Origin of the sequence: Sphaerisporangium sp. NPDC051017 (genome assembly GCF_040683095.1) — a bacterium.
Classification (GTDB): Bacteria; Actinomycetota; Actinomycetes; order Streptosporangiales; family Streptosporangiaceae; genus Sphaerisporangium.
Genome location: NZ_JBFBCI010000058.1, coordinates 47,733 through 54,585, shown reverse-complemented (window position 1 = coordinate 54,585; position 6,853 = coordinate 47,733). Strand labels below are relative to the sequence as shown.

The 6,853-nt window shown below is 67.3% G+C and carries 6 protein-coding genes; 3 read left to right on the top strand and 3 right to left on the bottom strand.

Annotation, left to right across the window (positions count from 1 at the left end; all coding sequences use genetic code 11):
• Positions 1-544 precede the first annotated feature (544 nt).
• Together AB0M95_RS32815 and AB0M95_RS32810 are read left to right on the top strand one after the other, a co-directional pair.
• Positions 545-946, top strand: a complete 402-nt coding sequence (locus AB0M95_RS32815; RefSeq protein ID WP_363773079.1) for a hypothetical protein — start codon at positions 545-547, stop codon at positions 944-946.
• 89 nt (positions 947-1,035) lie between these two features.
• A complete protein-coding gene (locus AB0M95_RS32810) occupies positions 1,036-1,227 on the top strand; it encodes a hypothetical protein (protein ID WP_363773076.1) in 192 nt (63 codons plus the stop codon).
• A gap of 79 nt (positions 1,228-1,306) precedes the next feature.
• On the opposite strand, the gene AB0M95_RS32805 is transcribed toward AB0M95_RS32810, so the two are convergent.
• Positions 1,307-2,893 (bottom strand): bifunctional 3'-5' exonuclease/DNA polymerase, encoded by a 1,587-nt coding sequence (locus tag AB0M95_RS32805; RefSeq protein WP_363773073.1) that lies wholly within the window; start codon positions 2,891-2,893, stop codon positions 1,307-1,309.
• A 130-nt stretch (positions 2,894-3,023) separates the two neighbouring features.
• Here AB0M95_RS32805 and AB0M95_RS32800 point away from each other — a divergent pair, with 130 nt between their 5' ends.
• Positions 3,024-3,827, top strand: coding sequence for a UbiA family prenyltransferase (locus AB0M95_RS32800; RefSeq protein WP_363773070.1), 804 nt, complete (start codon positions 3,024-3,026; stop codon positions 3,825-3,827).
• Positions 3,828-4,382: 555 nt separating this feature from the next.
• Here AB0M95_RS32800 and AB0M95_RS32795 read toward each other — a convergent pair.
• Positions 4,383-5,837 carry an NAD(P)/FAD-dependent oxidoreductase gene (locus AB0M95_RS32795; RefSeq protein ID WP_363773067.1) on the bottom strand — a complete coding sequence of 485 codons (1,455 nt, stop codon included), beginning with the start codon at positions 5,835-5,837 and terminating at the stop codon, positions 4,383-4,385.
• Entirely contained in the window at positions 5,834-6,778 is a 945-nt protein-coding gene (locus AB0M95_RS32790; protein ID WP_363773064.1) for a dihydrodipicolinate synthase family protein, read from the bottom strand. The genes AB0M95_RS32795 and AB0M95_RS32790 overlap by 4 nt, the downstream gene beginning before the upstream one ends.
• Positions 6,779-6,853: the final 75 nt, after the last annotated feature.

Here is a 6,853-nt window from a genome sequence, read left to right as displayed (position 1 = left end):
TGGCTTTTAACACACTGTTGAGTTCTCAAGAAACGGACGCGTACACCATCACCCGAACCCGACCAGGGATCCGAACTCCGGGGCTTCCATCTCGTATTCATACTTTATCAGCTCCATGAATTTCGACCAAATCGAGCGATTCGATCCAAATCCACCACAACTGCTAAACTATGACACCCTGCCTCCAGGGCAACCCCTCTAACTTACCAGATCATTCAGGAGGAGGCAACCACAGTGCCTCAACCCGGATGATCCGGACGCCAGATGGGATCTGGGCAGGCCAGCAGCCCGGAAGATTTTTTTGATCTTTCGGGGCGCGATCACCGCCCAACGAGGGAAAACTCTAGCAGCATCCCCGGAGTGCCCGACGCCACTTTGGTCTCAGGTAAACCTTTGACGCCTCTCAGCCATCCCAAATGCAGGCGATTCGCGCAGGGGCAACCCTTCGGCAAGTCATCCGCAATCGCCAGCCGTTACGAAGAGGGTGCGGGGCTCCGCAGGCATCACCCCGGTGTCCGGAGCCCGTCCCGTGGAGGTGGTCATCATGACGCGGTCGGAGTTCGACGACATCCGCGCTCACATCGCGGCCGAGGAGGGGGACTCTGACGATCTCCTCCAGATCGCCCGGACCTTGCTGGACGATCTGGAGCAGGCGCGGCTGCGCGAAGCGACCCTTCGCGCCCGGTACTTGGGATTGCTCACCGCCGCCCGGGCGACGATGGCATCCGACACGGTGGGGGACATCGACCCGTTGACGTTCCTGCGGCACGAGCTGGACAAGCGGGGGCAGCTGCCGACGGGCGACGACGAGGTCACGCGTATTCTCTCGGACGCCCGTACGGCCGAGGCGCTGCTCGCCGATCTGGAGCAGAAGCCGCAGAGCCGTCCGAGAACGAGCGCGCGGATGCGCGGGTGCGCCGGCGTGGCCCGCCGGCTCCCTCGGTAGCCGACCCCGGCGAAATCGGCAGAGCCACCTCACGTGTCGAGATGCCAGCCTTTGCCGTGACATGAGGGTCGTCCTGGAAGACTTCCCGCATGTGGAAGCGTGGGCTGAACTGGGCCGCCGTCGTCCTGGTGGCTGGGTTCGGCCTCCTGTGGCTGGGCGTGGTGGTCTTCGCCGCCACGGCCACCTCTGGATGGCTACGGATGGTCCAGGCCTTCTTCAGCCTTTTCCTGATCGGGTGGGCGATCAGGAAGTCGGTTCATCTGATCAGGACCGCGACCTGATCGGTTTCGCACCAGTACGCGTGTCCGGGGCGCGAGCCACTCCGCGCCTCCGGAAACCGCTCATTCGGACTCCTACGGACTACTTCGCGTCGGCGTAGCAGGACACCGCGACCGCCTGCATAGGGATGCGGACGGGTATCTCGCCGAAGAGGAGCCGGGTGGCCCGCTCGGCCGCCCGGCTCACCGCGGCGGAGACCTCGTCGGCCAGTTCCCGCGGGCAGTGCACCATGACCTCGTCGTGCTGGAAGAACACCAACCTGGCCGAATCGGGCAGCAGGCCGCGCAGCAGCGCCATCAGCGTGAGCGCCCATTCGGCCGCGGTCGCCTGCACGACGAAGTTGCGGGTGAAGCGCCCTCGGTCGCGGGCGGCGCGCGCCCCCTCGGGCCCGGAGACGAGGGCGACCCATCGGGCGGACGGTGGCGGGGACGTGCGCCCGAGCCAGGAGCGCACCAGCCGGCCGTCCTCTCCGGCCTTCGCGGCGTCCTCGACGAAGCCGTACGCCTGCGGGAAGCGCTGGCGCATCATGGCCAGCAGCTTGGCTGCGTCGCCGCTCGTCCCCCCGTACATCGCCGACAGCATGGCGATCTTGGCGTTCTCGCGGGCGCCGCCGAACGCCTGGGCGAGCGCGGCGTACAGGTCGATCTGCCCGGCCGCGCGGGCGAGACCGCGGTCGCCCGCCATCGCCGCGAGCACGCGTGGTTCGAGCTGGGCGGCGTCGGCGACGACGAGGCTCCAGCCCTCGTCGGCGACGACCACGCGGCGCATGACCTTGGGGATCTGCAACGCGCCTCCCCCGCTCGTGGCCCAGCGCCCCGACACGACACCGCCGACGACGTACTCGGGGTGGAACCGGTCGCCGCGCACCCATTGGTGAGCCCAGGCCCAGCCGTGGAAGCTGTGGAGCCGGGAGAGCTCTTTGTAGGCGAGCAGCGGGGCGATCGCGGGGTGGTCGACCTGCTTGAGCTCGTGGGAGCGGGTCGAGGAGACGCTGAGGCCGGCGGACTTGAACGCCTTGAGGATCTGCTGCGGGGAGTCGGGGTTCACGGTGGTCCCGAAGGCGGCGCCGATCTGGTCGGCGAGAGCCTGGAGCTTGGCCGGGCGCATGCCGTGGATGGGCCGGGGGCCGAGCAGTTCGGTGAGCAGCCGGTCGTGGACGTCCTCGCGCCAGGGCATGCCCTCGTGGCTCATCTCGGCGGCGATCAGCGCCCCCGCGGACTCGGCGGCCACCAGCAGCCGGAAACGCGCGGGGTCGCGCGTGGCGCCGATGCGCCGGATCTGGTCGGTGTAGACCTCCACGGGGTCGATTCGCGGGGGTTCCGGCTCGAACAGCGTGTCCTGGACGGCGTGCGGGCCGGCGGCGTCGTCGGGGACGGGAAGACCGTGCAGCCGGGCGTAGGCGGCCTCGGCGGACGTGGGCTCGCCGTAGCGGCCCTCGTGGGCGAGGAGGAGGGACTCGGTGAGCGTGAGGTCGTGACAGCGCGACAGGCGCACCCCACGGGCCAGGAGGGCCGGGTAGACGGCGCGGGTGTCGGGCCAGACCCAGCGCGGGCCTTGGGTGCGCTCCAGCTCGCCCACGGCCGCCGCGAGATCGTCGGCGCGTCTGGCGTCTCCGCCGATGGGTCGCAGCGTGCCGCCGTCCGCGTCCGCCGTCACCGCGATCCGCATACCCGCACGATAGCCGAGGGGTCCGACAGTCCTTTCGATCATCGGTTCGAGTGCGTCGTGGCGGCCTGGCACGGGGAGATCGTTGCGCGGACGGGGGCGCGGGGTCGAGTCTGATCACATGCTGGCGCTGATGAGGGCATGTCACCCGGGTCCCACGCTCGTCGTCACGTCCGTGGGGGGCGCCCTCGCGGCCATGGTCGGACGAGGGGTCGGCGGCACTCTCGTGGTCGTCGTAGCCGTGCTCACGGGTCAGCTGTCGATCGGCTGGAGCAACGACTGGATCGACCGTGCTCGGGACCGGGCCACGCGGCGCTCGGACAAGCCGCTCGCCGGGGGTTCGGTCGCGCCGCGCGCGGTGGCGGTCGCGGCGTTCGCCGCCCTGGCGCTGTGCGTGCCGTTGTCGCTGGCCGCGGGCGTCCTGGCCGGAGTCGTCCACCTCGTCGCCGTCGCCTGTGGATGGCTCTACAACCTCCGGCTGAAGTCGAGCCCGGTGTCGCCGCTCCCCTTCGCGGTGGCGTTCGGGCTGTTGCCGGCCTTTGTGACGCTGGGTCTTCCCGGCAAGCCCTGGCCGGCGTGGTGGGCGCTGGTGGCGGGGGCGCTGCTCGGCATGGGCGCCCACTTCGCCAACGTCCTGCCGGACATCGACGACGATGTGGCGCTCGGCGTGCGGGGGCTTCCGCACCGTCTCGGGCCGGTGACGGCCCGGCTGGGCGCCGCCGTCCTCCTGGTGGCCGCCTCCGTGGTGATCGCGCTGGCGCCGGGCGATCGTGGCGGCGCCGTCTCGGTGGCCGGGCTCGGGGCCGTGGCGCTGGTGCTCGCGGCCGGCCTTATCGGGGCGCGGCGTTCCGTGCGGCGGGCGGCGTTCGGGGTGATGGTCGCGGTGGCGGTGATCGACGTGACGATGTTCGTCGCCCGGGGCGGCGGCCTGGTGTGAGGAGCCGGGAATGACAAAGACCCTGATACCGGATTCTGGTATCAGGGTCTTTCGTGGTAGCGGGGGCAGGATTTGAACCTGCGACCTCTGGGTCATGAGGCGCGTTTTCGTATTCGAACGGCTTCCTGGCACGTCGACCTCGACGGCACTAAACTGCAGGTCAGAGCACTGATCGGGGTGCCGAAGATTGTCGGTGGATTATGCGTGGTGACGCATTGTCCACGGACAAACCACGGACAAACGATCCAGGAGGATCCGCCGATGGGTACGTCAAGATGCGCAAGGGCCGGTACACCGTGTGCTATCTCGACCTCCGCGGCGTCCACCGCTCAGCCGGCACCTTCACCGGCAAGAAGGAAGCCGACAAGGCCTGGGGATGACCTACCGCCTGCTCATCCCGCTTACCGCCGCTGATCAGGCGCAGGGCCCACTCGACCTCCGAGCCGCCCTGAAGACCATCTCCCATCACGTCGATGAATACGCCGCCCACGCCCGTCTACCGCGGGCTGCGTGAAAACTTGACACAAACGTCCAGAACTTCATGACCAAAGATCGCTAGTCCACCACCCCGTCTGCTCCGACGTCCTCGAGTCCCATCCTCGGCGCGGAGCCATGACGCTGGGCGAGACTGAGTTCTACTCGCTGCGCAGCGCTGTCCCCGGCCTTCGCCGCCGCTTCCATGCTGCCCAACTCGGCGAAATAGTCGCCGGCAAGATGAACGTTGCGAAATTCTCCGTGCGGGCCTTCCAAGGCGCCTTGGAGTTCATGGCGACCCGGCTGAGCGTAGACGTTTCCGAGCCTCCAGCGATGGATCTTGGTAGCGGCGATGATCCCGCGGGTCTCGGGGTAGAGAGTGTGGAGATCGGCCAGAAAGGTCTTTCTGATCTCAGGGTCGGGCCGCGTCATCATCTGCGCAGCTCCGTCACCTCCGGCGTAGACCATGAGGCTTCCGCCAGGTGCGCGCTCACTTGTGTTGCGAAGGACCTGAGCGTGGTTGGTGAACATGTCGAAGGACCGCCCTGGCGTCGCGAGCGCGTAGACATCGTCCCAAGGCATCGCCGTTATCTCGTTGGTCAGGATCGCCATGCTGAGGAATGGCCCGTACGTGATAGCGGCCAGAGACTCCGATGCCCGCAGAGAGATCGGTGCGATCAACGGCGCCGCGATCGGCGCGGGGACCGCCACGATGACGTGGCGTGCCTCGACGGACTCGACCCTTCCATTGACGAGGTACTCAACGTTTTGCGTGCCGCCGGATGTGGGTGCGATCCGCTGTGCCTTCGCTCCCAGACGAACCCGTCCTCCCAACGCCGTGCCCAGCGCCTCGGGCAATACGGAGGGGCCTCCCACCAGGTTTCTCGCGATCAGCGACCCTTCCCCGGCCCAGACGAGCGCGAACAGACCGATCCCGCTGCCTGCCGAGAGGCTCGTCGGCTCGGCGGTCGCTCGATGCGCGGCGCAGGCGAAGATCGAGGCGGTCCCAGGTGGAAGTGCACCAAGGAACTCAGCGAAGGTTTTGTCGTCCAGATAGGCAAGGCGACGCCGTCGCGACTCGGCTTCCGCTTCGCCCGGGCGGGGAGCCAAGACCTTGTGATAGCGGGCTACGGCACGCTGGAGGCGCAAACCCGCTCGCGCGAAGGCGATCTTCTCGCGGAGCGGCAGGGGTAGCCGCAGCGGGTACGTCTCGACCCGGCCCGATGTCAGAATCCGATCCTTGTACGCGATGCCCATCATGCTGCCCGTGATGGGGAGTGTCTCAAGTCCGACGTCCCTGGCCATCGAGTCGACGACCCCGCCGGGGGCAGGAAAGAGGTGAGCCCCGAAGTTCAACCAGTAGTCTTCGTCGCTCGCACGCTGCGAGTACAGTCGTCCGCCGAGCCGGTCTTGCGATTCGAGCAGCACGATGCGTCGACTTCGAAGTCGCCACGCGGCCGCTAGGCCGGAGACTCCGCCGCCGATGATCACTGCGTCGAGCAGGCCCTGAGACGCCGTAGTGCTGTCCGCACTCACGCGATCACGCTCATCGAGTTGACGAGACCTGCTTCATCGAGCAGGCGACGAAGCTCGTGGCGTGCCTCAGACGCGATCGGCCGGAGCGGTGCGCGTGTCGGCCCCAGCGGGAGCCCGACCAAGTCGCAGGCGGCTTTGACGGCAGCCGGGTAGCCGGCCTCCTCCAGCAGTCGACAGATGGGACGGATCTTCTGCCACAGATGCCGGCCCGCTTCTAGGTCGCCTCGGTCGTGGATGGTCTCGAAGAACTCGACTGCGAGTCGAGGCATGAAGCTGGCGGCACCCCATACGCTTCCCTTTGCCCCACAGGCGAGGCCCTGGAACGTCAGGGAGTCGGACCCGTTGAAGACCCGAAGACCGCCTCCGGCCGTGTGAGCAAGGAGTTCGTCTACCAGTTGTGCATCGCCGCTGGAGTCCTTCAGGTAACGGACGGCCGGCACAGCCTTGACCAGGTCGTCGATCTGCTCGACCGTGATCCGGCCACCCGTTGCGCTCGGGTAGTGGTAGGCCATGATCGGCACGTTCGGTGCCGCGCCCGAGATCTCCGCGTAATAGTCGATGACCTCCGCCCACGTCAGAGGGTCATAAAACGGAGGTACCGCCATCACGGCGGCTGCGCCCCTGGACGCGGCGTGGCGCATCAGTTCTGCGGCGTCGCAGGTGCGAAGGGCTCCGATGTGGGGGATGAGCGCCACCCGATCCCGCGTGACATCCGCAACCGTCTCGACGACCTCCAGACGTTCATCCATCGTCAACGCGGTGAACTCGCCGGTGCTCCCGCAGGGGATGACCCCTTTTACTCCGCCGGCAATCACGTACTCGACAAACGGGGCGATAGCGTCCCTGTCCACTGAGGAGCCGTCGCCGGTAAAAGGCGTTACGAGAGCAGCCATAATGCCGTCGAGTTCAAAGGCCTGATTGTCGGAAACTGAATTTTTCACTCGGTCAGTCTTTCACCAACCTGGACAGGAAGGTAGATTCAGTTCCTTTCAGGGGGCGAAAGGGATTCCTTTCCT

Coding starts and splice junctions, on each gene's coding strand:
- AB0M95_RS32815 (WP_363773079.1), top strand. CDS start 545: ATGACGCGGTCGGAGTTCGACGACATCCGCGCTCACATCGCGGCCGAG.
- AB0M95_RS32810 (WP_363773076.1), top strand. CDS start 1,036: ATGTGGAAGCGTGGGCTGAACTGGGCCGCCGTCGTCCTGGTGGCTGGG.
- AB0M95_RS32805 (WP_363773073.1), bottom strand. CDS start 2,893: ATGCGGATCGCGGTGACGGCGGACGCGGACGGCGGCACGCTGCGACCC.
- AB0M95_RS32800 (WP_363773070.1), top strand. CDS start 3,024: ATGAGGGCATGTCACCCGGGTCCCACGCTCGTCGTCACGTCCGTGGGG.